25 protein-coding genes are annotated in these 25,091 nt (G+C 64.9%); 8 read left to right on the plus strand and 17 right to left on the minus strand.

The features are described 5' to 3' along the window. Positions 1-88 precede the first annotated feature (88 nt). Positions 89-2,182, plus strand: a complete 2,094-nt coding sequence (locus AAFG50_RS37950) for a methyl-accepting chemotaxis protein (protein WP_028173481.1) — start codon at positions 89-91, stop codon at positions 2,180-2,182. A 364-nt stretch (positions 2,183-2,546) separates the two neighbouring features. On the opposite strand, the gene AAFG50_RS37955 is transcribed toward AAFG50_RS37950, so the two are convergent. Both AAFG50_RS37955 and AAFG50_RS37960 read right to left on the minus strand, forming a co-directional pair. Continuing rightward, positions 2,547-3,197, minus strand: a complete 651-nt coding sequence (locus AAFG50_RS37955) for a DUF2865 domain-containing protein (protein ID WP_028173482.1) — start codon at positions 3,195-3,197, stop codon at positions 2,547-2,549. A gap of 17 nt (positions 3,198-3,214) precedes the next feature. Further along, positions 3,215-4,021 (minus strand): L,D-transpeptidase, encoded by an 807-nt coding sequence (locus tag AAFG50_RS37960; RefSeq protein WP_028173483.1) that lies wholly within the window; start codon positions 4,019-4,021, stop codon positions 3,215-3,217. A 207-nt stretch (positions 4,022-4,228) separates the two neighbouring features. Here AAFG50_RS37960 and AAFG50_RS37965 point away from each other — a divergent pair, with 207 nt between their 5' ends. The 6 genes from AAFG50_RS37965 to AAFG50_RS37990 all read left to right on the plus strand — a co-directional run bounded on the left by AAFG50_RS37965 (position 4,229) and on the right by AAFG50_RS37990 (position 8,884). Further along, positions 4,229-5,341 (plus strand): AI-2E family transporter, encoded by a 1,113-nt coding sequence (locus AAFG50_RS37965; protein WP_028173484.1) that lies wholly within the window; start codon positions 4,229-4,231, stop codon positions 5,339-5,341. A gap of 77 nt (positions 5,342-5,418) precedes the next feature. After that, the gene (locus tag AAFG50_RS37970; RefSeq protein ID WP_028173485.1) at positions 5,419-5,790 is read left to right on the plus strand and encodes a DUF883 family protein; all 372 of its coding nucleotides are present in this window, start codon (positions 5,419-5,421) and stop codon (positions 5,788-5,790) included. Between the two features lie 77 nt (positions 5,791-5,867). After that, complete coding sequence (locus tag AAFG50_RS37975) at positions 5,868-6,323, plus strand: hypothetical protein (protein WP_028173486.1); 456 nt, start codon at positions 5,868-5,870, stop codon at positions 6,321-6,323. 256 nt (positions 6,324-6,579) lie between these two features. Beyond that, positions 6,580-7,722: an OpgC domain-containing protein gene (locus AAFG50_RS37980; RefSeq protein ID WP_028173487.1), complete on the plus strand. Its 1,143-nt coding sequence runs from the start codon at positions 6,580-6,582 to the stop codon at positions 7,720-7,722. 84 nt (positions 7,723-7,806) lie between these two features. Next, entirely contained in the window at positions 7,807-8,415 is a 609-nt protein-coding gene (locus AAFG50_RS37985; protein WP_039186837.1) for a TetR/AcrR family transcriptional regulator, read from the plus strand. A gap of 109 nt (positions 8,416-8,524) precedes the next feature. Continuing rightward, entirely contained in the window at positions 8,525-8,884 is a 360-nt protein-coding gene (locus AAFG50_RS37990) for a RidA family protein (protein ID WP_049832489.1), read from the plus strand. A 12-nt stretch (positions 8,885-8,896) separates the two neighbouring features. Here the strand turns inward: AAFG50_RS37990 and AAFG50_RS37995 are convergent, their stop codons facing one another. From AAFG50_RS37995 to urtA, 15 genes are all read right to left on the minus strand, one after another. Further along, positions 8,897-10,555: an HWE histidine kinase domain-containing protein gene (locus AAFG50_RS37995; protein WP_028173490.1), complete on the minus strand. Its 1,659-nt coding sequence runs from the start codon at positions 10,553-10,555 to the stop codon at positions 8,897-8,899. A gap of 298 nt (positions 10,556-10,853) precedes the next feature. Beyond that, a complete protein-coding gene (ureG, locus tag AAFG50_RS38000) occupies positions 10,854-11,477 on the minus strand; it encodes an urease accessory protein UreG (protein ID WP_028173491.1) in 624 nt (207 codons plus the stop codon). Between the two features lie 159 nt (positions 11,478-11,636). Next, a complete protein-coding gene (locus AAFG50_RS38005) occupies positions 11,637-12,365 on the minus strand; it encodes an urease accessory protein UreF (RefSeq protein WP_074076579.1) in 729 nt (242 codons plus the stop codon). Next, the gene (locus AAFG50_RS38010; protein ID WP_028173493.1) at positions 12,346-13,014 is read right to left on the minus strand and encodes an urease accessory protein UreE; all 669 of its coding nucleotides are present in this window, start codon (positions 13,012-13,014) and stop codon (positions 12,346-12,348) included. Before AAFG50_RS38010 ends, AAFG50_RS38005 begins: the two co-directional genes overlap by 20 nt. 14 nt (positions 13,015-13,028) lie before the next feature. Continuing rightward, on the minus strand, positions 13,029-13,328 hold the full coding sequence (locus AAFG50_RS38015; protein ID WP_011084274.1) for a putative quinol monooxygenase: 300 nt from the start codon (positions 13,326-13,328) through the stop codon (positions 13,029-13,031). A 121-nt stretch (positions 13,329-13,449) separates the two neighbouring features. Continuing rightward, a complete protein-coding gene (gene ureC / locus AAFG50_RS38020) occupies positions 13,450-15,165 on the minus strand; it encodes an urease subunit alpha (RefSeq protein ID WP_028173494.1) in 1,716 nt (571 codons plus the stop codon). Between the two features lie 37 nt (positions 15,166-15,202). Continuing rightward, positions 15,203-15,742 (minus strand): HD domain-containing protein, encoded by a 540-nt coding sequence (locus tag AAFG50_RS38025; RefSeq protein WP_028173495.1) that lies wholly within the window; start codon positions 15,740-15,742, stop codon positions 15,203-15,205. A 3-nt stretch (positions 15,743-15,745) separates the two neighbouring features. Then, a complete protein-coding gene (locus AAFG50_RS38030) occupies positions 15,746-16,051 on the minus strand; it encodes an urease subunit beta (protein ID WP_011084271.1) in 306 nt (101 codons plus the stop codon). Between the two features lie 112 nt (positions 16,052-16,163). Continuing rightward, a complete protein-coding gene (locus AAFG50_RS38035; protein ID WP_007605424.1) occupies positions 16,164-16,466 on the minus strand; it encodes an urease subunit gamma in 303 nt (100 codons plus the stop codon). 24 nt (positions 16,467-16,490) lie between these two features. Next, entirely contained in the window at positions 16,491-17,321 is an 831-nt protein-coding gene (locus AAFG50_RS38040; RefSeq protein ID WP_028173496.1) for an urease accessory protein UreD, read from the minus strand. A gap of 32 nt (positions 17,322-17,353) precedes the next feature. Further along, complete coding sequence (gene urtE / locus AAFG50_RS38045) at positions 17,354-18,049, minus strand: urea ABC transporter ATP-binding subunit UrtE (RefSeq protein ID WP_011084269.1); 696 nt, start codon at positions 18,047-18,049, stop codon at positions 17,354-17,356. Between the two features lie 3 nt (positions 18,050-18,052). After that, positions 18,053-18,814 (minus strand): urea ABC transporter ATP-binding protein UrtD, encoded by a 762-nt coding sequence (urtD, locus tag AAFG50_RS38050; protein ID WP_028173497.1) that lies wholly within the window; start codon positions 18,812-18,814, stop codon positions 18,053-18,055. A gap of 5 nt (positions 18,815-18,819) precedes the next feature. Continuing rightward, positions 18,820-19,989, minus strand: a complete 1,170-nt coding sequence (gene urtC / locus AAFG50_RS38055) for an urea ABC transporter permease subunit UrtC (protein WP_028173498.1) — start codon at positions 19,987-19,989, stop codon at positions 18,820-18,822. Then, entirely contained in the window at positions 19,986-21,593 is a 1,608-nt protein-coding gene (urtB, locus tag AAFG50_RS38060; protein ID WP_028173499.1) for an urea ABC transporter permease subunit UrtB, read from the minus strand. The genes urtC and urtB overlap by 4 nt, the downstream gene beginning before the upstream one ends. An 86-nt stretch (positions 21,594-21,679) precedes the next feature. Continuing rightward, positions 21,680-23,008: an urea ABC transporter substrate-binding protein gene (gene urtA, locus AAFG50_RS38065; RefSeq protein WP_028173500.1), complete on the minus strand. Its 1,329-nt coding sequence runs from the start codon at positions 23,006-23,008 to the stop codon at positions 21,680-21,682. Positions 23,009-23,487: 479 nt separating this feature from the next. Between urtA and AAFG50_RS38070 the strand changes: the two genes are divergently transcribed. Beyond that, positions 23,488-25,080 (plus strand): DEAD/DEAH box helicase, encoded by a 1,593-nt coding sequence (locus tag AAFG50_RS38070; RefSeq protein WP_011084264.1) that lies wholly within the window; start codon positions 23,488-23,490, stop codon positions 25,078-25,080. Positions 25,081-25,091 lie beyond the last annotated feature (11 nt).

Consider the following 25,091-nt stretch of genomic DNA (forward strand, 5'->3'; position numbering starts at 1 on the left):
TCTGTCACGTGCAACCCTTTGGTCCTTCGAAGTTCGTGGGGGCTGCCGTTCGGGGCCACGAACTTCGAAACGCGTACCGGGGTGTCCGATGCTCAACCGCCTGACCGTATCCGCACTGCTGAAGGCGGTAATCCTGTCCACCGCATTCGTCGTCGTGATCGGCTTCTCGATCAGCGCATGGAGCTCATGGGGCCGGCTGCAAGCCGCCAACCGGATCGTCGCGGTCTCGGCCGCATCGGCAGAAGTGTTCAAGGCGATGGCGAACATCCGTGCCGATCGTTCGACCAGCAGCCGCCAGCTCACCTCGGACGTCCAGTTGGACCAGGACATCGAAAGATATATCCGCGGAATCCGCGACATCCTGATGCCGGCGCTGGCGCGCGCCACCGAGATTCTTCCCTCCATCGACTTGCCGCAGGGCGAGACGATGGTGTCGGACCTCGGCCGGCTGAACAAGGTGTTGCTTGAGAAGCAGGCGGAATTCTGGACCGAAGTCGCCAAGCCCAAGGCTTCGCGCCGCGCAGCACTCGCCAAGGAATATACCGACGCCGAGGATGGACTGATGGCAATCCTCGAAAAGCTGGTGCCGGTGCTCGGCGCGAGCGTCAATCATCAGGACGCGGTCATCGACCAGCTCCTGATGATCAAGCAGATGGCCTGGCTCTTGCGCCTGAGTGCCGGCGAGTCCTCGCTGATCGTCGGCAACGCGCTCGGCACCGGCAAGATCACGCCCGAGCTTCAGCTCGCCTATACCAAATTCGTTGGCGGCACCGATACGGCCTGGAATGCGATCGAGCTCGCCACGGTCGGCATGCAATTGCCGCCGGCGCTCGCCGCGGCCATGGCGAACGCCAAGGCGGTTTATTTCGATCCGCAATACGCCACCACGCGCGACGGCATCATTGCCGCGGTCGCCAAGGGCGAGAAACCGTCGATGACGGCGAACCAGTGGAGCCCCTATTCGGTTGGCCGTATGGCGAGCGCGATCAAGCTCGCCGACGCCGCGCTCGAGGCGGCCAAGGACCATTCCGCGGCCCAGCGCGCGACCGCGGTGCAATCGCTGATCGTCAATACCGCCCTGCTCCTCGCCGCGATCGTCCTGACCGGCGCCGCGATGCTCGCGGTCAGCCGCCGTGTGATCACGCCGTTGCACCGGATTCGCGACGCCATGCTCAAGGTCGCCGGCGGTGACCTTGCCGTCGACAGCGGCTATCTCGACCGTCACGACGAGATCGGCTCGCTTGCGGGAGCGCTGGAGACGTTCAGGCAGCAGGCGATCGACAAGCTCAAGATCGAGGAGCAGGAGCGCGAGCGCAACGCCGGCGCCGCCGCGCGCCAGCGCGCGATGGAGAGCTATGTCGGCGAGTTTGAGGGCGTGGTGCGCAAGTCGCTGGGCGAGCTGAGCGAGGCCTCCGGCGAGATGCGCAAGACCGCGGGCGACCTTTCCGCGGTGTCGCGCCAGACCAATGAGCGCGTCGAGGTCGCCGGCAAGGCGTCCAACGACGCCTCCACCAGCGTGGACAGTGTCGCGGCGGCCGCCGAGGAGCTCTCAGCCTCGATCAACGACATCAGCCAGCAGGCGGCCCATGCCGCCGGCATCGCCAGCCGGGCCGTCAACCAGGCCCGCGAGACCGACGGCACCGTTCAGGGGCTGGCGCAGTCCGCAGGGCGGATCGGCGAGGTCGTCGGGCTGATCAACACCATCGCGGCGCAGACCAATTTGCTGGCGCTCAATGCCACGATCGAGGCCGCACGTGCCGGCGAGGCCGGCCGCGGCTTTGCCGTGGTCGCATCCGAGGTGAAGTCGCTGGCGAGCCAGACGGCGAAGGCGACCGAAGAAATCTCCGGGCAGATCGCCGACATCCAGAAGGTCGCGGGCGACGCCATCAACGCGATCCAGGCCATCGGCGGCATCATCGGCGAGGTCAACGAGGTCGCCACCGCCATCGCCGCCGCCGTTCAGGAGCAGGGTGCGGCGACGCAGGAGATCACTCGCAGCACGCAATATGCAGCGCAGGGCACCAAGAACGTCTCCGACAACATCACCGGCGTGAAGGCCGACGCCGACACCGCCGCCGGCGCCGCTGACAACGTCAAGCAGGCGTCGGAAACGCTGGAGACGCAGAGCCGCCAGCTCGGCCAGCAGGTCAGCGACTTCCTGGGCAAGATCCGCGCGGCGTAGGGCTGCGGGTTGGAGAGAAAGCCGTAGCCGCTCCTTCGGTGTCGTGCCGGCCTAGTCGCAATCGCGCACGGGGGGGCCGGGACCCAGCCACAAGGAGAAGTTAGGATGCGAGCTGGCAACTCCGAGTCTTCGCCAAACCACGCCCTGTGGCTATGGATCCCGGATCTACGCGCGCTTTGGGCGCGCTTGTCGGGGACGACAGCGGAGATTGGGGCACGGGCATTGCATCACGCGAGATGTCGTCCTGGCGAAAGCCAGGACCCATAATCACCGGCCACCGCAATGGGCAGGCTGGTGGTTATCTGCGTGCCGCCAAACTCGCATTCGGGGTAATGGGTCCTGGCTTTCGCCAGGACGACAGGGGCTACTCCTTCGCCACCACCGGCACCTGGCGGAATCTGGCGCGGACCGAGTCCGGCAGCGGGGAGAAGTTCATCGCGACTCCGCGGCGATCGCCAGCGTTGCGGCTGGCGACCACTAGGCCATCGGCGCCCGCGACGATGTCACCCTTGCGCAGGGTGGGGTCGTCCTCGACCTTGATCTGGGCGAGGCCGACCGGATCCTTGCCGTTGCAGGTGCAACCCGACACGATCTCGTTGCGATAGCGGAACGCGTTCGGCAGATCGGAATAGGATTTTCCGCCCTCGGTCGTGGCGTCGTCGATGTTGCTGCCATAGACCAGCGATGTTTCCGAGGTCGGGCAGAAGCTCTTGCAGGACTGCGCCTTGCTCTCGGCATCGTTTCCTTGCGCCGGGAAGTAACGGCCATCGCAGCCGCGGACGCAATAGGCGGCGCCGCCGCCATAGGACGCCCGCTGCCGCGGCGTGTCGTAGCGCGGCATGTCGTCATTGGGAAACGGCATCCGGATCTCCGGCGGCGGGCGCATCCGGAAGCCACCGAACAGCGCCGAGAAGAAATCCTCCGCATGCGCCGGCGTCAGCGCGAGGCCGAAAGATGCGGCGGCGAAGAACGCCGCGGCGCCACCGGCCAGTTTGCTGATCGAACGTCTCTTCATGTGATCTCACCCAACTCTCAGTTCACGGCCGACGTCGAGATGTTCAGGGCCTGCCGGCCCGAGGGCAGCGTCGTCGCCGCGGGGCGCTTGCGCCAAGAATCACTCCCCCTGTCGCCGCCCTTCGCCATCAGCGGCGCGTTCTTCGGCAGCACCACGACCCTGGCGCCGATATTGACGCGGCTGAACAGATCGGTGACGTCTTCGTTGGTCATGCGGATGCAGCCGGAAGAGACGAACTTGCCGATGGTGGTGGGATCGTTGGTGCCGTGGATGCGGTATTCGCTCGAGCCCAGATACATCGCGCGCGCACCGAGCGGATTGCCGGGACCGCCGGCGACGAAGCGCGGCAGATAGGGCTGACGCGCGATCATCTCGGCCGGCGGATGCCAGTCCGGCCATTCCGCCTTGCGGCTGATGCTCTGGACGCCCGACCAGGTGAAGCCCTCGCGGCCGACGCCGACGCCGTAGCGGATCGCCCGGCCGTTGCCGAGCACGTAATAGAGGTATGTATTGCCGGTATCGATCACGATCGTGCCGGCCGGCTCGCTGCGGTCGAAGCTGACGACCTGCTTGCGTAGCCGATCGGGCAACTGGGCATCCTCGTCGGCCGTCTGCGCGGGCTCGCTGACATAGCCCTGCGAATAGCTTGGACCTTGTTGATACGCTTGCGGTTGCATCGGATACGCCCGCGGTTGCATCGGCGCATAGCCCAGCGTCTGCGCATTTGCGCTGCCGAAGGACACCGCGAGCAGAGCGGTTGCGAAGGCAAAAGCGGCGGCGGCGCGCGGCGAGAAGCTGCGACGGACTAAAGAGACCTTTGTCATGTGCTGCCCCATTGGGTGCGTGCATCTCAGGTGATGCGGCTTGCCAACAAACGCAGCCGGGCCGACTCAAGTTCCGCCGCCTTCTGCGGCGTCGACGTCACAGTCAAGCGAGCGCAACTTCACGAAGCCGCGATGGAACCGCAGCACCCCTCCGGCGTTTCCTGATGACCAATGGGCGCCCGGACACCTCCGTGCGGGAGAGAAATTGTGCGCGTCCTTCCCAGTGAACGTCTGATTTCCGGCAACGGCGAAGGCGCCCCACTCCCCGACAGCCATAGCGAGCTGCCGCCGGTCATTCGCCGCACCGAGTTCGTCGCCTACGCCCTCGCCGGCCTGCTCCTGATCGCCGTGATCGGGGTGCTGTATTTCGCCAAGGCGTTCTTCCTTCCGGTGGTGATGGCTGTCGTCGCCGGTACCATGCTCTCGCCGGCCGCAAGCTTTCTGGAACGGCGGGGCGTGCCGCGCGCGCTTGGCGCCGTGCTGATCGTGACCGCGGTGACGACGGTGGTCGCCTTCGTCGTCGCGCTGATTGCCGTGCCCGCAATGGAATGGAGTTCGCGCCTGCCGGAGCTGGGCGCGCAGTTGAAGGAGAAGCTGCACGTTTTCGACCGGCCGCTGGCGCTCTGGAAGGAGCTGCAAACCATGGTCGGCGGCTCAGAGGGGCTGCCAAGCCTGCCGCTGCCGAAGGCCGAATGGGTCCAGCCGACGCTGGAATTCCTCTCGCCCACCTTCGCCGAATTCCTGCTGTTCTTCGCCACCCTGATCCTGTTCATCGCGAGCTGGCGCGACCTGCGGCGGGCGCTGATCATGAATTTCGGCGACCGCGACGCGCGGCTGCGCACGCTGCGGATTCTCAACGAGATCGAGGTTCACCTCGGCAACTACCTGTTGACCGTCACCGTCATCAATATCGGCGTGGGCGTCGCGACCGGCATTATCTGCGCGATCACCGGCATGCCAAATCCGGCCGGGCTCGGCGCACTTGCGGCGGCGCTCAACTTCATCCCGATCATAGGACCGATCGCGATGTTCATCGTCCTGATCGTGGTGGGGCTCGTCGCCTTCCCGACGCTGGGCGGCGGACTGATGGCGGGGCTCGCCTTCGGCGGCATCACCTTCCTGGAGGGACACTTCGTCACGCCGACCATCATCGGTCGCAGGTTGTCGCTGAACGCACTCGCCGTCTTCATCGCGCTGGCCTTCTGGACCTGGCTGTGGGGACCAATGGGCGCGTTTCTGTCGTCGCCACTCCTGATCGTGGGGCTCATCCTTAAGGAGCATCTGTTGCCGGAGAATTCGCCGCAGCTCCCGCAGGCGTGACGGGCTCCCGCGAACGGAACTTCCGTCACGACGAAACGTTTTCCGCCCATCTCACCGCCAACAGTTCGGAGTTTGCGATGTCAATAGCCGACGGCGAAACCAGGATGAGAGACTGGATCGACAAAGCCACCGCAGAACGCCTCGAGAAGGATGTAGCAGCCGTGAAAAACGATATCGCCGCCCTCACCGACCAGATAACCGACGCGCTCAATACCTTCGCCAATTCGGCCGGAAAGCAGGCCCGGCGCGGCTACAAGCAAGCGCGCGAGAACATGGATTCGACACTCGACGACATGTCCGAGCGCAGCAGCGCGATGATGGGCGCGGCGCAGGATGCCTATGGCTCGATCGAGGAGACGCTGGAAGACGCCATCACCGCGCGGCCGCTCGCGACCGTCGGTATCGCGCTCGGCATCGGCTTCCTGATCGGCGCCGCCTGGCGCCGGTAAAGCGCGGGACTTACCCTGGGATCGCGGCGGCGCGCGGCCGCCGCCTCAGGCTTGTGGGGGGATTGAGGAGCAAGGGCATGTTTCAGCGCATTATCGACGGCATCAGCGCCTCGACCGGGACGACGGTCCGTCTGACATCGCTCGCCGCAGCCGCCGCATTCGCGCTCTTCATCACGACGTGCTTTCTTTGCGCGGCCGCGTTCATCTCGGTGCTGGATAAGTACGGCCCGGTGCAGGCCTGCCTCGCCGGCGCCGGCATCTTCTTCCTGCTGACGCTCACCGCCGCGGGCACCTATTGGGGCTACAAGCGCGAGGTGCAGAAGCGCGCCCAAATCGCGGCCGAGCGCGCCGCGAAGTCGGCGGCCGCGAGCATGCTGGCCGATCCCATGCTGCTCGCCACGGGACTCCAGATCGTTCGCGCCATCGGGGTCAGGCGACTGTTGCCGATCCTGGCGATCGCCGGCGTCGCACTCGGAATCATGGCGAGTAGGACCAGCGTCTCCGACGAGGCATCGGCTGAACCTGCCGAGTAACGGTCCGGGCGCGCGGACTGCGAATCTCACACCGCCAGAGGTCGCCGGCTTCGGAAGCGCGAGCTGCTGCGAAGCAGATCGTCTTTGCAAAAATTGCGTGCCAGGCGGGTCAAGGGCGGACACGCGAGCGCACCGGCGCGCCCTGCGTAATTTTTCGCCAGTCGGGACAAACCGGCCCTCCTCACGCAAACGCTACTCGGATAGGCAGGCGGTTACCGGTAAAAGCATCACCCTGATTCCCAAAGCTATTTTACTCATGAAACCGTCCGTCAAGGCGAACCTCGCCGCATTCCATCACGACGCCAGGCTGTATTTGACGCTCGGCATCGCCAACTGGTCGGTGTTCGTCGACCACATCCCGAACAACGTCGTCAACCTGCTGACGCTGCGCAATTTCGGCTTCAGCGGCGCCGCCGACCTGTTCGTGTTCGTGGTGGGCTATGGCGTCGCCATCATCCACGGCAGGATGGCGCTGGAGCGCGGCTACGTCGTCGCGGCGACACGCATCTTTCGCCGCGTCTGGCGGCTCTACGCCGCCTATGTCGTGCTGTTCGTGATCTATATCGACACCATCGCCTACGTCGCCTCGCAATCGATGGCGCCGGAGATCATCCACGAATACAACATCTCGGGCATTCTCGAGCACCCTCTGCGAATCCTGGTCCGCGGCCTGGTGCTCCAGGAAGAGCCGCTGAACCTCGACCTGCTGCAACTGATGATCCCGCTGATGGCGTTCTTTCCGCTGGTGCTGTGGGGGCTGCTGCGAGGACCGAACCTGACGCTGGCGGCATCGGTCGCGCTGTACGTCGCGGCGCGCTGGTTCGACTGGAATTTCCGGGTCTATCCGGACCAGGAGTGGACCTTCAATCCGCTGTGCTGGCAGATGCTGATGGTGCTGGGCGGCTGGTTCGCCGTGACTGGCGCACCCGGCCGTGCGCTCCACGGAATGTCCTGGTTGCGGATCCTCGCGGGCGCCTATCTCGTCTTCGCGATGGCCGTCACCCTGATGCGCCACTCGCCGGCACTGTCCGCCTATTTGCCGGACCTGCTGCTCAACAGCATCGCGCCGACCGACAAGGAAAACCTCGCGCCCTATCGCGTGGTCCACTTCCTCGCGCTCGCGTTCATCGCAACCCATCTCATTCCGGCCGATCATCCCGGCCTGAAATGGCGGCCGCTTCAGGCGGTGATCATATGCGGCGAGGAATGGCTCGCGGTGTTCTGCGTCGCGGTGTTCCTCTCCTTCGCCGGCCATCTCATCCTGATCACCGGGCCGAACCTGGTGGCGATGCAGGTCGCGGTGAGCATCGTTGGCTTCGCCGCGATGACCGCGGTCGCCTATTACATCACCTGGTCGAAGCGGCAGGACCTGCCTGCGGCCTTGCGGCAGCAGACCTGACAACATAATCGTGCGATTCTGCTAGGCCGAGACCTGTGGCTGCGCTATGCGGAGGGACTCTGCGTGAGGAGACCGGGCGTGGCGATGGCGAAAGGCGGGGGTGAAGAGGCTGACAGCGCGCCCCGGCGCGGCCGGCCGCGGTCGATCGAGACCACCAACGCCATCCTCGAAAGCGCCTATGCGCTGATGGCCGCGACCGGCCTTGCCGCCACCACCATCGACGCGGTCGCGCGCCACTCCAGCGTCTCCAAGATGACGATCTACAAATGGTGGCCGTCGCGCGAGGCGCTGCTGATCGACGCCTTTCTCCACCATGCCGCGCAGATGCTGCCGCTGCCCCCGGTGAGCTCCGGCACGCCCGCGGCACGCGCACGCCGCCATGCCGCGGCCTATGCCGAGGCGCTCCAGGGCGAGTTCGGCAAGGTGCAGCTCGCCGTCATCTCCGAATGCATCTCCAAGACCGGCTCGGCGGAGCTGTTCTACGCACGCTACCTGCAATTCCGCCGCGACGCGCTGGTGGAGATGATCGCCGCAGGCCAGAAGGACGGCAGCGTCCTGGCCGAGGGGGCGCCCGAGGACCTCTACGACGCGATCTATGGCGGCCTGTTCTATCGCTACGTCTTCGGCATCGCGCCGATCACGCCGGCTTACGCGCGCAATCTGGTCGACCTCGTGCTGCGGCCGAAGGGCTAGATCAGGCGCTGAAAATGCCCGCCGTCCGTCCCCGACTCAAGTTCTACGCCTTGGTGATTAGAACGCGCGGACATCTCACGTCTTTCCCCACAGGAGCATCAGTCTCATCATGATCAAACGCATCTTGCCATACGAAGGATTGCTCCACGAAGTGGTCGAGCATGGAGGCGTGCTTTACATCGGCGGAATCGTCGCCGAGGACACGAGCCTCGACATGTCAGGTCAGGCAAACGACGTGCTTGGCCAATTGTCGCGTCTGCTGAAGACTCTTGGATCCGACCTGGCCAACGTATTGCAGGTGACCGTCTTCGTTACGAATCTCGGCGAGAAGGCTGCGTTCAATGCGGCCTGGAAAGCGCACTTTGCCGAAGCCCATCTGCCGGCACGCGCCGTCGTCAGCGTGGCCGATCTCGGTTCAGGCGTCAAGCTCGAGATGACCGCAATCGCGGCTCGACCGACCTCGAGCTGAAGCGCGCGAGGTTTATCGCACAGGCCTCACCGGGGCCGAGAGCTTGTCCGTGCGGTCGCGCTCGCTCATGTCGACGACCGTCTCCATCGGAGCAATCAGCTCGTAGACATAGGAGACGTCGGTAAAGTAGCGCTTGGCGGTGCCGCCGAGCGCTTCGGGCGCGACGCGGTCGAGCAGGATCAGGCCGAAATCGGAATCGGGACGGCGCGTCGCCTCGCTGGTGTTGAACTCCTCCCAGCGGAAATGGAAGACCTCGTCGGTCCCCTCGCCCGTCACCGTCCAGTTGGCGGTGATGTGCGGATGCTTGCCGACCAGCGACAGGCCTTCGTCCGAATGCGAGGCGAGCTCGAAGAACAGAAGTGACAGGCTCTGCGCCGCACGCGCGCTCACCGCGATGTCGGGACCGGTGACGGCGATGCGGTCCGCATGCGGAATGGCGCGCGCCTCGAACAGGCCCTTCAACTTGACGCCCTGCCACTGGCTCTCGCTGAGCAGCGAGACCACGTTGGACATGGCGTGGATGCGGCCGATCAGCAGCTCGCGCGCGACGTCGATGTCCGCGCCGTGGCGCAGCGTGCGCGTCACGATCGACTGGATCACCGCCAGGATGTTCTTGACCCGGTGGTTGAGCTCGTCGATGACGGCGGTCAGGCGGCGCTCGAAGCCGATCCGCACCTGGATCTCCCGGCTGAGCCGCAGATTGTTGTAGGCGACATAGCCAAACAGGCCGCACACCATCGCGGTGATCGCAAAGCCGATCGCCGCCACGATGATCGCGGTCTGCTCGGCGCGTCGCGCCGAGTTGGTCTTTGCGTAATAGCCGAGCTGCCAGTCGCGGCCGCCGAAGCTCACGGTGCGCGTCGCCGATGGCGCCGGCCCGTCCGCCGCCGTCATGCGCGTGGAGACGATACCCTGGTCGTTGGCGACGAGCTCGCCGCCGTCCTTGCGCGGGTCCTTGAGCGCGACCGCGAACAACGACATGTCGTCGTTGGTCAGCATCAGTGATGCCAGCTCATAGGAGAATGTGATGAAGCCGACGGGCTCGGTCGCGCCTTCGGGAATGACGGGGGCCGCGACGATGACGCCGACCGGCCCGTTGTTGCGCAGGAGCGGCACCGGGTCGGAGGCGACCGACCTCTTCTCGATCCTGGCCCGGGCGAGCATCGCGCTGCGCACCGGGTCCCGGTCATAGCTGCGGCCGGGCAACCCCTTGGTCTCATCGCTGCGCGGCTCGAGATCCATCAGCACGTCGATCGGCTGGGTGAGGCTTGCGGGATCGATCGGCTTGTCGCCGTAGTCGCGGATCTGCGGCTTCGGGAAGCCGGCGGCCGCGATCGCGGCCTGCGCCGCAGCAAGCTCGTTCGGCTGGAGCCGGGCGACCCAGCCGGCCACCACGAAATCGGTCTTGAAGGCGTAGATCGCCGAGCGCAGCGGCTCCAGCATGTTGGGCTTGAGTACCGATGGCGCGCGGAACAGGCCTGAGGCGACACGCGCGAGCAGCTCGCGCTCGGTCAGCCGGTCCTGCACCAGGCTCGCATGGACGTCGATCGCACGTGCGAGCGCGATCCGGTCCAGCGCCAGCTCCTGGTCGTGGACGCGATAGGCCGCAAGCCCGGAAAGCATGGCTCCGAGCAGAGCGATGAAGCCGATGATGAAACCCAGCCGGACCACGCGACTACTCAGACGGAAGCAGGAGGTCGGCAATAAACACGGAGCATATGAACGCAGCTCGAACGGCCATGTGCCGAAACAGGATGAACCCCGATGGCGGAGATAATGAAGGAGGAGGCATCAGTACGCAACTTGGGTCGCCTGAGAAGCTTAATCCGCCCGGCCGGTCGTCCGGCCGGAATGAATTTGCCCCGGGTACCGGAGGTAATTAATCGCCGTGTCCGAAATTTGTTCCGCGGATACGGTCCTGCCTCAGGCGTTAACGGCGGAAAACGCCTGTGCCAAGTCGTCGCGTCCGTCAGCCGGCCCGTTTCAGGCCGCCTTTGGCCTCGATGAAGCCCACGATGCGGTCGAGCCCCTCGCTCTTCTTCAGGTTGGTCATGACAAAGGGGCGCGTGCCGCGCATGCGCCTGGCGTCCGTCTCCATCTTCTCCAGGGAGGCGCCGACATGGGGCGCAAGATCGATCTTGTTGATGACCAGGAGGTCGGAGCGGGTGATGCCGGGGCCGCCCTTGGACGGGATCTTGTCGCCCGCCGCCACGTCGATGACGTAGATGGTGAGGTCGGCAAGCTCCGGGGAAAAAGTGGCAGCGAGATTGTCGCCGCCGGATTCGATCAGCACGAGGTCGAGGCCGGGGAATTTCGCGCGCATGTCCGCGACCGCCGCGAGGTTCATCGAGGCATCTTCGCGGATCGCGGTATGCGGGCAGCCGCCGGTCTCGACACCGGCAATGCGATCCGGCGTCAGCGAGCCCGAGCGCACCAGGAATTCGGCATCCCATTTGGTGTAGATGTCGTTGGTGATCGCCGCGATGTCGTAGCGCTCGCGCATGGTCTTGCAGAGCAGATCCATCAGCGCGGTCTTGCCCGATCCGACCGGACCGCCGACGCCGACACGCAGGGGGCCGTGAGACGTAGCCATTGACTCTTTCCTATCGTCGTCCTGGCGAAAGCCAGGACCCATTACCACCGAAGTTCATTGTCGCGGCGGACTGAGGCCACATCCCTCCATGACCACAGGCATTCGTGGTAATGGGTCCTAGCTTTCGCGAGGACGACGGCAGAATGTGATGCAACGCGCTCACGACCGAAACAGCCGCGTATATTGCGTCTCGTGCCGCAGGCTGGCGAGATCGGCGCGGAATGTCGCGCTGCCGAGATCGTCCAGCGTCGCGCTCAGCGCACGGTTGGCGGTCGCGGCAACGGCAGCTTCCAGCCGCACCAGCACGCGCTGGCTGTCGGTCTGGCCGAGCGGAATGAGGCGGCTGGCCGCGGAAATCCAGTTCGAGACCACAGCGTGCAGGAAGGCGTGCAGCGTCGGCGCCAACGGCACGCCGTGCATCGCGGCGACCACACCGACCGCGACGGGATAGACCAATGGCGTGCGGCATGCCGCAACCATGGCGTCCAGCCCCTCCGCATCCCACGCGGCGCGGGCGATGTCGATGAAGGCGCGGCCCTGCGACGTCGTCTCAAGCTGCCGCTCGCGCGAGGGCACGAAGGCGCTCGCGAGCTCAGCGATGTCGCGCAAGGAGGTCTCCTCGCCCGCCTCAGTGGCGCGATAGGCCTGGACCAGGAACGTCGCATCGCAGAAGCCCGAACCGTCGCCGAGCATCGCATCGAGCCAGTCGGCGAGCGTCGCCGTGTCGGTGATATCGCCCGCCTCGACAGCCCATTCGATCCCGCTGGAATAGGAGAAGCCGCCGACGGGAAACGCCGGCGACAGCCAGGTCATCAGCCGGTACAGCGCCGCCGCCTCGCGCGCGGCGAGGTCACCGGCATTGACCGGCTCATTTGTGGTCATGAGCATGCTTGTGGCCGTGGTGGTGGTCGGGATGGTCGCAATGCTCGTCGTGATGATGATGATCGTGCCCATGGTCATGCGCGGCATGATCATGGTGGTCGTGGCCGTGATGATCATGGCCATGATGATCGTTTCCGTGGTGATCATGATGATCGTCGCCATGATCGTGGTGGTGATGGCCGTGATCATGATGCGCATGGTCATCGTGCCCATGCGCATGACCGGCGTCGGCATAGGCGCCACCTTCAGGATCGAATGGCGCCTCGATCTCGACGACACGCGCGCCGAGGCCCTTCACCATGGCCTCGATGACGTGGTCGCGGCGGATGCGCAGGGCCTTGGCCATGATCTGCGTCGGCAGATGACGGTTGCCGAGGTGCCAGCCGACCCGGATGAGGTGGTGCGGATCGCGGCCGCGGATCTCGAGCAGCGGCTCGGGCGCCGCAACCACTTCGACCAGCCGGCCGTCCTCCAGCACCAGCGCGTCGCCGCCGCGCAGTGCAACGACGTTCTCCAGGTCGAGCAGGAATTCGAGCCCCCGCGTCCCCGTCATCGCCATGCGGCGGCGGTGCCGATCGTCGAAATCGAGCACGACCGTGTCCGCTGGTGCTTCGGTGAAGCGGTGCTGTCCCCTAACCTGCGTCGCCCGGATCATTGGCTTCTACCCTGTTACCGTGTCTCGACCTTCTCGGGCGTAATGATTTCGACCTTCGGCGGCGCCATGAAGCATTTCACCGCAATGCGGCCGAACGTCTTCATGTGCTCCATGGCGCGATGCGGCACCAGCGCCTCGGCGCTCTCCCACTGCTCGACGAACACCATTTTGGTCGGATCGGTGACGCTTTCATGCATATCATAGGCGATATTGCCGGGCTCTTTCCGCGTCTCCTTGATGCAGGCGGTGGCGCCTGCAATGAATTCGGCGCGCGTCTCGGGCTTGATGGTCAAGGTGGCAACGACGTAAATCACGAGAAATCCTCCCGGCTTTTCTTCTGGGTTCAAGATACCGGGCGGGACATTAGACCAGGCGGGATCGAACGCAACACCGTAAAACCGTCCCCGGACAGGCTCCGGGGACCGGGGCGCTATTTCAGTACATGAAATATCGCTGCGCCATCGGCAGCACTTCGGCGGGCGCGCAGGTCAGGAGCTCGCCGTCGGCGCGGACCTCATAGGTCTCCGGATCGACCTCGATATCGGGCGTTGCGTCGTTGTGGATCATGCTCTTCTTGGAGATCCTGCCGCGGGTGTTCTGGACGGCATAGAGCTTCTTCTCGATACCGAGCTTGCGCGCCAGCCCACCGGTAATCGCGGCCTTGGAGGTGAACACCACGGAAGACGCCGTGCGCGCCTTGCCGAAGGCGCCGAACATCGGCTGGTAGTGCACCGGCTGCGGCGTCGGGATCGAGGCGTTGGGATCGCCCATGGGCGCGGCGACGATCGTGCCGCCCTTGACGATGCAGTCCGGCTTGACGCCGAAGAAGGCCGGCGACCACAGCACGAGATCGGCAAGCTTGCCCTTCTCCACCGATCCGATCAGCTTCGACACGCCATGCGCGATCGCGGGGTTGATCGTGTATTTGGCGATGTAGCGCTTGACGCGGAAATTGTCGTTGTCCTTGCCCTTGTCCTGCGGCAGCGATCCGCGCTGCTTCTTCATCTTGTCGGCGGTCTGCCAGGTCCGGATGATGACTTCGCCGAGGCGGCCCATGGCCTGGGAGTCCGAGGACATCATCGAGAGCGCGCCGAGATCGTGCAGGATGTCCTCGGCCGCGATGGTCTCCTTGCGGATACGGCTTTCGGCGAACGCAAGATCTTCCGCAATCGAGGGATCGAGGTGGTGGCACACCATCAGCATGTCGAGATGCTCGTCGATGGTGTTGCGGGTGAAGGGGCGCGTCGGATTGGTCGATGACGGCAGCACGTTCTTCAGCCCTGCGACCTTGATGATGTCGGGGGCGTGACCGCCGCCGGCACCCTCGGTGTGGAAGGCGTGGATGGTGCGGCCCTTGAACGCCTTGATCGTATCCTCGACGAAGCCGGATTCGTTCAGCGTGTCGGTGTGGATCATGACCTGGATGTCGTAATCGTCGGCCACCGAGAGGCAGTTGTCGATCGCGGCCGGCGTGGTGCCCCAATCCTCGTGCAGCTTCAGCGCGCAGGCGCCGCCCTTGATCATCTCGACCAGCGGCGCGGGACGCGAGGCATTGCCCTTGCCGGAAATGCCGAGATTGACCGGGAAGGCGTCGAACGACTGGATCATCCGCCCCATGTGCCACGGGCCCGGCGTGCAGGTCGTCGCAAAGGTGCCGTGCGAGGGACCGGTGCCGCCGCCCAGCATCGAGGTGACGCCGCTCATCAGCGCGTGCTCGATCTGCTGCGGGCAGATGAAATGGATGTGGCTGTCGAAACCGCCGGCGGTGAGGATCTTGCCTTCGCCCGCGATCACGTCGGTGCCGGGGCCGATGATGATGGTGACGCCCGGCTGGATGTCGGGGTTGCCGGCCTTGCCGATCGCGGAGATCATGCCGTCCTTGATCGCGACGTCGGCCTTCACGATGCCCCAGTGGTCCACGATCAGCGCATTGGTGATGACGGTGTCGGCCGCGCCCTGCTTGTTGGTCACCTGCGACTGCCCCATGCCGTCGCGGATCACCTTGCCGCCGCCGAACTTCACCTCCTCGCCATAGACGGTGAAATCCTTCTCGACCTCGATGATGAGATCGGTGTCGGCCAGCCGCACCTTGTCGCCAGTGGTCGGGCCGAACATGTCGGCATAGACGGAACGTTTGATCTTGACGGACATCACAGGCCCCGTTTGCGTTTGAATGTCTTGATGGTGCTCACAGCGAAGCTCTCGCCGTACGCACTGCGTCGTCGAATTTCTGATCGAGCCACGGATTGCCGCCGCGACAACCGGCGACCACCTGCTCGGCCCAGCCGGTATAGTCGACGAGATCGTCACGCTCTTCGGCGGTCGGATCGGAATGAATGCGTGCGCCGACATTGCTGATCTTGTCGGCGATCTTGATCAGTTTTGCGCCCGCAGATTTCTTCGGCGCATCGACCACCTGCCGCCGGCGCCGCTCGGCTTTCGGCAGGTTCATGTCATCGGTGCACTCGACGACGAGAGATGCGATACGTTCGGAGAATTTCTGCGCGAGCTCTTCACGCGTGGTCTCGGTGTCCTCGATCGTATCATGCAGCCAGCCGGCCGCGACCAGCTCCGCATCGGCGCCATCGGTCGCCCTCGCGAGCAGGTTCGCGACCTCGGCAAGGTGATTGACGTAAGGCTCGTTCCCCCGCCCCTTGCGCGCCATGCCGTTGTGCCGGCGCGCGGCCAGGTCAGCGGCTTCAGAGATGAGGCGGACGGCGGAAAGCATGCCTCACAGCTTCCCCATCACGTCGCCACGGAAGCCGTAGATGGTCTTCTTGCCGGCGAGCGCGACGAGCTGGACGTCGCGGGTCTGGCCGGGTTCGAAGCGGACGGCGGTGCCGGCGGCGATGTCGAGGCGCATGCCGCGGGCCTTCTTGCGCTCGAATTTCAAGGCCGGGTTGGTCTCGAAGAAATGGTAGTGCGAGCCGACCTGGATAGGGCGGTCGCCGGTGTTGGCGACCGTCAGCGTCACGGTCTTGCGGCCGGCATTGAGCTCGATCTCGCCGTCCTGAATGAAGAGTTCACCGGGGATCATCTCTGTCTTCCTCCGTCATTCCGGGGCTCGCGGAACGAGAACCCGGAATCTCGATCAACAATCTCTGGATTCCGGGTTCGCCCTGCGCGCGCCCCGGAATGACGAATTCAAATCACCTGATCGGCTCGTGCACGGTGACGAGCTTGGTGCCGTCCGGAAACGTCGCCTCGACCTGGATGTCGTGGATCATTTCGGGGATGCCCGGCATCACCTGGTCGCGGGTCAGCACCTGCGCGCCGGATTGCATCAGCTCGGCCACGGTACGGCCGTCGCGCGCACCTTCGAGGATGAAATCGGAGATGATCGCGATCGCCTCGGGATGGTTGAGCTTGACGCCGCGGTCCAGCCTGCGGCGCGCCACGATGGCGGCCATCGAGATCAGAAGCTTGTCCTTTTCGCGGGGAGACAGGTTCATGCGAAATCTCTTCCGTTCAACACGTCAATTCAACCACAGCCGCGGCAACGCCGCACCGGTGCGCGCCAGCACGGCCATCATGTCGGCGCGCAAGCGCGCCGCATCTTGGGCACAGAACCGCGCCATTGCAAAGCCATTCCAGGCCGATATCCCGACCTCGCCGGCGAAGGATTCCGAGGCCTCCCGAATGCGCTCGATGAGTGCCTCATCGCCGGGCACGATCAAGGCCGTGCCGATTGCCGCGCCCCCCTTGGCCACCGCGGACCTCGCGAGTTTCGCACCGATATCACCGCCCAGCCTGACGGTCTCAGCAAAGACGAGCCGACCGCCGCGAGAGAGCCGCCATCGGTCGACGAACTCGCCCTGCTCCATCCGCTCACCCATCGCAGTGCGTCCGAACACCACGATCTCGCAAAGCAGGAGCGAGGCCGCCTCATCGAGCGCGATGTCGAAGCGACGATGGACACGGGCACGATCAAACAGGATGGTCTCCTGCGGCAGCCAGGACAGATGCGCGCCTGCGCCGACCTTCAGGGCGATATTGAGCTCCGCCGCCGGGCCCTGAGCGCGATAGACCTTTTCGGCGGCCGCCGTGGTCAGCGTCAGCCGCGCGGCATCGGCCGCCGATATCTCGACATCGAAGCGATCACCGCCGGCAACGCCACCGGCCGTGTTGACGAACACGCCGGAGAGACCTTCATCCTCGGGCGAGGGAAAGCGCACGCGCAGCGAGCCGGATTCATGCAACACTCCGCGCCGTGTTACGCCGTCCCGCGCATGCACGTCGAACCTGACCGCGCCGCGGGCGCGATTGGCCTCGAATATGCTGGACGTGACTGATAGTTCGCTGCGCATCCGCCTCCCCAGCCGGTCGCGGCACAAATGGCTTACAGAGCCATCTGACGGCTGATCTCGCTCGCGTCGAGATTGGTGCGGTCGCAGGTGAACTTCACCGCGCCGCGATCCATCACGGCGAAACTGTCGCCGAGTTCGCAGGCAAAGTCGAGATATTGTTCGACCAGCACGATGGCGATGTTGCCGAGGTTGCGCAAGTAGGAGATGGCGCGGCCGATGTCCTTGATGATCGAGGGCTGGATGCCCTCGGTCGGCTCGTCGAGCAGCAGCAGCTTCGGCCGCATCACCAGCGCACGCCCGATCGCGAGCTGCTGCTGCTGGCCGCCGGAGAGATCGCCGCCGCGGCGGCCGAGCATGGATTGCAGCACCGGAAACAGCGAGAACACGTCGTCCGGGATGTGCCTGTCCTCGCGCTTGAGCGGACCGAAGCCGGTCTTGAGATTCTCCTCGACCGTGAGCAGCGGAAAGATCTCGCGGCCCTGCGGCACGAAGCCGATGCCCTTGCGCGCCCGCTCGTAAGGCTTGAGGCCCGTGATGTCGCTGCCGTCGAACACGATCGCGCCGGAGGAGATGGGATATTGCCCAACCATGGCCCGCAGCAGCGAGGTCTTGCCGACGCCGTTGCGCCCGAGCACGCAGGTCACCTTGCCGGGCTCGGCCGCAATCGAGACGCCGCGCAGCGCCTGCGCCGCGCCGTAGAACAGGTTGATGTCTTTGACTTCGAGCATCGGTCAGCGTCCCAGATAGACTTCGATGACCCGCTCGTTGGACGAGACCTGGTCGATGGTACCTTCCGCGAGCACCGAGCCTTCGTGCAGGCAGGTGACCTTGACCCCGAGTTCGCGCACGAACGTCATGTCGTGCTCGACCACCATGACGGTGTGGGTCTTGTTGATCTCCTTCAGCAGCTCGGCCGTGAGAAGCGTTTCGACGTCGGTCATGCCGGCGACGGGCTCGTCGACCAGCAGGAGCTTCGGATCCTGCGCCAGCAGCATGCCGATCTCCAGCCACTGCTTCTGGCCGTGGCTGAGGCTGCCGGCCAGCCGGTTGCGCGCCTCGGTGAGACGGATCGTCTCCAGCACCTTGTCGATGCGCTCGGACTCGGCCTTGCTGCCACGCCAGAACAGCGTGCCCTTGACGCTGTGATCGACATTGAGCGCCAGCAGCAGGTTGTCCTGCACGGTCTGGCTCTCGAACACGGTGGGCTTCTGGAATTTGCGGCCGATGCCGAGCTCGGCAATCCGGGTCTCATCCAGTCGCGTCAGGTCGGTGACGCCGTCGAACAGTACGGTGCCCTCGTCCGGCTTGGTCTTGCCGGTGATGATGTCCATCATCGTGGTCTTGCCGGCGCCGTTCGGGCCGATGATGGCGCGCATCTCGCCGGGCTCGAGCGTCAGCGACAGATTGTTGATGGCGTGAAAGCCGTCGAAGGAGACGTGCACGCCGTCGAGATAGAGCATTGCGGAGGTCGCGCGGGTGTCCATGACGTTCATTGCGCCTACTCCGCCATCTTGGGTTCGGTGACGCCGTCCTCGGCCGCGGCGCTCGCCGTTGTCGCGGCGGGGCGTTTCTCTTTCGACGCGTCCCACCAGGCGTTGAAGGTGCCGACGATGCCCTTGGGCAGCAGCAGCGTCACCAGGATGAACAGCGCGCCGAGCATGAACAGCCAGTACGGCGCCAGCATGCCAGAGGTGAAGAACGTCTTGGCATAGTTGACGACGACGGCGCCGAGCGCCGCGCCGACCAGCGTGCCGCGGCCGCCGACCGCGACCCAGATCACCGCCTCGATCGAATTGCCCGGCGCGAATTCGCTCGGATTGATGATGCCGACCTGCGGCACGTAGAGCGCGCCGGCAACGCCGGCCATGCAGGCCGACACCGTGAACACGAACAGCTTGTAGGATTCGACCCGGTAGCCGAGGAAGCGGGTGCGCGATTCCGCATCACGCACCGCGATCAGCACCTTGCCGAGCTTGGACGAGACGATGGCGCGGCAGACCAGGAAGCCCAGGATCAGCGCCAGGCAGCTCAGCGCGAACAGCGCGGCGCGAGTCCCTTCCGCCTGCACGTTGAAGCCCAAAATGTCCTTGAAGTCGGTCAGGCCGTTGTTGCCGCCGAAGCCGAAATCGTTGCGGAAGAAGGCGAGCAGCAGCGCATAGGTCATCGCCTGCGTGATGATCGACAGATACACGCCGGTGACGCGAGAGCGAAAGGCGAGCCAGCCGAAGCAGAAGGCGAGCAGGCCCGGCACGACCAGCACCATCAGCGCGGCGAACCAGAACATGTCGAAGCCGTACCAGTACCAGGGCAGCTTCGAATAGTTCAGGAACACCATGAAGTCTGGCAGGATAGGGTTGCCGTAGACGCCGCGGGTGCCGATCTGCCGCATCAGGTACATGCCCATCGCGTAGCCGCCGAGCGCGAAGAAAGCCCCGTGGCCGAGCGAGAGGATGCCGCAATAGCCCCAGATCAGGTCGATCGCGAGCGCCAGGACGGCGTAGCAGACATATTTGCCCCAGAGCGCGACCAGATAGGTCGGCACTTGCAGGAACGAGCCCGCGGGCAGCAGCAGGTTGGACAACGGGATCAGCACGCCCAGCGCGGCGACAACCAGCAGGAAGATCGTCGCGCTGCGGTCCAGCGATCGCGTCAGCATGTGAGGGGTCATGCTTCCACCGCACGGCCCTTGAGCGCGAACAGGCCGCGCGGCCGCTTTTGAATGAAAAGGATGATGAGAACCAGGATGGCGATCTTGCCGAGCACGGCGCCGGCGACCGGCTCCAGGAACTTGTTGGCGATGCCGAGCGTGAAGGCGCCGACCAGCGTGCCCCAGAGATTGCCGACCCCGCCGAACACCACGACCATGAAGCTGTCGATGATGTAGCTCTGGCCGAGATTGGGGCTGACATTGTCGATCTGCGACAGCGCCACGCCGGCGATGCCGGCAATGCCCGAACCGAGGCCGAAGGTGAGCGCGTCGACGCGCGAGGTGGCGATGCCCATCGAGGCCGCCATGCGCCGGTTCTGCGTCACCGCGCGCATCTCCAGGCCCAGCGCGGTGTAGCGCAGCATCGCGAGCAGGATCGCGAACACGGCGAGCGTGAAGCAGAGGATCCAGAGCCGGTTATAGGTAATGGTGATCTGGCCGAGCTCGAAGGCGCCGCTCATCCAGGAGGGGTTGCCGACCTCGCGGTTGGTCGGGCCGAACATGGTGCGGACCGCCTGCTGGAGCACCAGCGACAGGCCCCAGGTCGCCAGCAGCGTCTCCAGCGGACGGCCGTAGAGGAAGCGAATGATGCTGCGCTCGATCAACACGCCGATCGCGCCGGCGACGAGAAAGGCCAGCGGCACGGCGATCAGCAAGGAATAGTCGAACAGGCCGGGATAGCGGGTGCGGATCACCTCCTGCACCACGAAGGTGGTGTAGGCCCCTAACATCACCATTTCGCCATGGGCCATGTTGATGACGCCCATCACGCCGAAGGTGATGGCGAGCCCGATCGCCGCGAGCAGCAGCACTGAGCCGAGCGAGAGGCCGTACCAGGCATTCTGCACCGTGGACCAGACCGCGAGCGAAGACTGGATCGAGCCGATCGCACTCGCGGCGGCCTTGGACACCGAGGCCGGCTGGTCGCCCATGCCGGTGAGCAGCGCCATCGCCTCCTGGTCGCCGCGCGCCCTGAGGGTGGCGATGGCCTCGAGCTTCTCGACCTCGGTGGCGTCCGGCTTGAACAGCAGGATCGCCGCGCGGGCTTCGCCGAGCGTAGCCTTGACTGATTTGTTGGTTTCCTTGGCGAGCGCGGCATCGACGGCGTCGAGCGCGGTCTCCTCATGCGACTTGAAGACGGATTGCGCGGCCTGGAGGCGCGTTCCGACGTCCGGCGACTGAAGCGTCAGGCTGCCGACCGCGGCATCGACGCTGCGGCGAAGACGGTTGTTGAGGCGGACCGCGCTCGCACTGTCGGGAACGCTGGCCACCGCCTGGCCGGTCGCGGCATCGATCGACTTGCCGTCGGTGCCGGTGACGTAAACCTTCTTGCTGTCGGGATCGGCCATGAGGCGGCCGTCCTGGAGCGCGCTGATGATGGGGAAGGCCAGCGGATTGCCGCTGCTCGCGACCACGCCGATCGCCTCTTCCGTGTCGGAATAATCATCGTTGGCGAATTTGGCGACCGCATCCTCGAACGGACCGGCGAAGGCCGGCAGTGCGAACGCGATCAGGAACAACGAGAGCAGGAGCGAACAGAGGCGGGCGGACAAATTAGCTGGCACTGTGAATGACCCCGGCAGAAATGAGTGGAGAAGGCGGCGGGATCGCCGCCCTCTCCGGTCGCGTGCAAGATACGGTCAGGCCCGGATCAGGAGCCCGAACCCAGGCACTTGTTGGTCTTGGTGTTGAAGTTGCCGCACTTCTTGCCGACCCAATCGCCGATCAGGTCCTTGGAGCCGTCGAGCTCCTTCGACCAGGCATCGCCCGCGACAAGACCCGGGGTCTTCCAGACCACGTCGAACTGGCCGTTGCCCTTGATCTCGCCGATGAACACCGGCTTGGTGATGTGGTGGTTCGGCAGCATCTTCGACACGCCGCCGGTCAGGTTCGGCGCCTCGATGCCGGGAAGCGCGTCGATCACCTTGTCCGGATCGGTCGACTTCACCTTCTCGACCGCCTTCACCCACATGTTGAAGCCGATCACGTGCGCTTCCATCGGGTCGTTGGTCACACGCTTCGGGTTCTTGGTGTAGGCCTGCCAGTCCTTGATGAACTTCTCGTTCGATCCGTCCTTGGTCTTGATCGACTCGAAGTAGTTCCAGGCGGCGAGATGGCCGACCAGCGGCTTGGTGTCGATGCCGGCGAGCTCTTCCTCACCCACCGAGAACGCGACCACCGGGATGTCCTTCGCCTTGATACCCTGGTTGCCGAGCTCCTTGTAGAAGGGAACGTTGGCGTCGCCGTTGATGGTCGAGACCACCGCGGTCTTCTTGCCGGCCGAGCCGAACTTCTTGATGTCGGCCACGATCGTCTGCCAGTCGGAGTGACCGAACGGCGTGTAGTTGATCATGATGTCTTCCTGGGCGACACCCTTCGACTTCAGATAGGCTTCCAGGATCTTGTTGGTGGTGCGCGGATAGACGTAGTCGGTGCCCGCGAGCACCCAGCGCTTTACCTTCTCGTCCTTCATCAAATAGTCGACGGCGGGGATCGCCTGCTGGTTCGGCGCAGCCCCCGTGTAGAACACGTTGCGCTCGCTCTCCTCGCCCTCGTACTGCACGGGGTAGAACAGGATGTTGTTCAGCTCCTTGAAGACCGGGAGCACCGACTTGCGCGACACCGAGGTCCAGCAGCCGAACACGACCGAGACCTTGTCCTTGGTGATCAGCTCGCGCGCCTTTTCGGCGAACAGCGGCCAGTTCGAAGCGGGGTCGACGACGACGGCTTCGAGCTTCTTGCCGAGCACGCCGCCCTTCTTGTTCTGCTCGTCGATCAGGAAGAGGATGGTGTCCTTCAGCGTGGTTTCGCTGATGGCCATGGTGCCGGAGAGAGAGTGAAGCACACCGACCTTGATGGTGTCGTCCGCGGCCTTCGCGCCGGAAATGGAGGCCAGACCGAGCATCAGTCCGGCGGTCGCGGCGAGCACGCCGCGGCGGCTAAATGACGCCGCTATATCGTGAGTGGATTTGGTGCGCATTTGTGTATCATCTCCCTGACGCAGACGTGAAAACGCTGCGAAACGGCCCCACGGCCGCCTGCGATTAACGGAATCGCAAGAACCATGCCATGGGCTAGACACGCACCAAGGCATTGATTTTGCTTTATAATCTAGCAAAAATCGAAGTTTCGCCGAGAGCTAATTGCTCAAGATTTGTGCAAAGAAATTGTATTCTAATGCGGCAGACAGTTCATTTATTGAGCAAAATGACGCCTCTGTCTAAATTTCCGGCATAACTATTTCTGCACTGCAATCGCCGTTTAGGGCCAGCCTGCCTTGAAAGCGCCCGCTCAATGTTCCATATGACGGTCGAGACCTCTTGCGAATCAAGGGGTCGTTGCGAGCCGCGTGTTCTTAAGCCCTCTACGGGCCTCTGGCTTGCCCCATATCTCCCAAGCCATCCGACACCCCAAACACGCAGGTGTCTTCTCGACACCCGTTTGCGCGCGCCGCGCTGAATGCGCCGGGCGCCCGCTTTTGACATGGAAAGAACCCATCTTTTGACTTCGTTTCAGGACTTCGGCCTCGCCGAACCGATCGCTCGCGCTCTCTCCGAAGAGAATTACGTCACCCCCACCCCCATCCAGGCCCAGACCATCCCCACGGCGTTGACCGGCCGCGACGTCGTCGGCATCGCCCAGACGGGCACCGGCAAGACCGCGTCCTTCGCGCTGCCGATCCTGCATCGCCTGCTCGAGCACCGCATCAAGCCGCAGCCGAAGACGACCCGCGTCCTGGTTCTGTCGCCCACCCGCGAGCTGTCCGGCCAGATCCTCGACAGCTTCAACGCCTATGGCCGCCACATCCGCCTGTCCTCGACGCTCGCCATCGGCGGCGTGCCGATGGGCCGCCAGGTCCGCTCGCTGATGCAGGGCGTCGAAGTGCTGGTCGCCACCCCCGGCCGCCTGCTCGACCTCGTGCAGAGCAACGGGCTGAAGCTTGGCAGCGTCGAATTCCTCGTGCTCGACGAAGCCGATCGCATGCTCGACATGGGCTTCATCAACGACATCCGGAAGATCGTCGCCAAGCTGCCGATCAAGCGGCAGACGCTGTTCTTCTCGGCCACCATGCCCAAGGACATCGCCGAGCTCGCCGACTCCATGCTGCGTGATCCGGCCCGTGTCGCGGTGACCCCGGTCTCCTCGACCGCCGAGCGCATCAACCAGCGTATCCTCCAAGTCGACTTCTCGGCCAAGCCCGCCTTCCTGACCAAGCTCCTGAAGGACGAGCCGATCAACCGCGCGCTGGTCTTCACCCGCACCAAGCACGGCGCCGACAAGGTCGTGAAGACGCTCGAGAAGGCCGGCATCGCCGCCAGCGCCATCCACGGCAACAAGTCGCAGAACCATCGCGAGCGCACGCTCGCCCAGTTCCGCTCCGGCGACATCCGCACGCTGGTCGCCACCGACATCGCCGCCCGTGGCATCGATGTCGACGGCATCACCCACGTCATCAATTTCGACCTGCCCAACGTGCCCGAGACTTACGTCCACCGCATCGGCCGCACCGCGCGCGCCGGCGCCGAAGGCACCGCGATCTCGCTGGTCGCAGGCGGCGAGGAGCTCAGCTATCTCCGCGACATCGAGCGGCTGATCAAGGTGGCGCTGCCGCGCGAAGACCTCCGCACCGATGCCGGCCGCCGCGATGCGGGTCCGCCCCCGTCGCAGCAACGACAGGGCCGGCCGGGCCGCCCGGGCCAGCGTCCGCAAGGCGCAAGGCATGGTGAGCGCCACGGTGACGGACGGCGTACCGACGAAAGGCACGGCGACGGACGCCACCACAGCGCCGGCAAGCAGGGTGATGGACGGCCCGGTGAAGGCCGGCATGGCGACGCGCGCCACGTCGACGGAAGGCCCGGCAGCGGCCCGAAGGCCTCAAAGGGGTCTCGTCGCCGCCGCTCCGGCGGCAAGATGCACTCTTCGCAAACCGACCGCCCTGAACAGCGTTCCGCGCATAGCGCTGGGACGCCTGATGGGATACAAGGCGTTGCCTTTTTGCGCCGGGACAGTCGGCCGATGGGCCAACCAACTCGCAAACCCTATTCGCACTAGCCGTCCACGAC

The sequence above is a fragment of the Bradyrhizobium sp. B039 genome (assembly GCF_038965675.1).
Lineage (GTDB): Bacteria > Pseudomonadota > Alphaproteobacteria > Rhizobiales > Xanthobacteraceae > Bradyrhizobium > Bradyrhizobium diazoefficiens.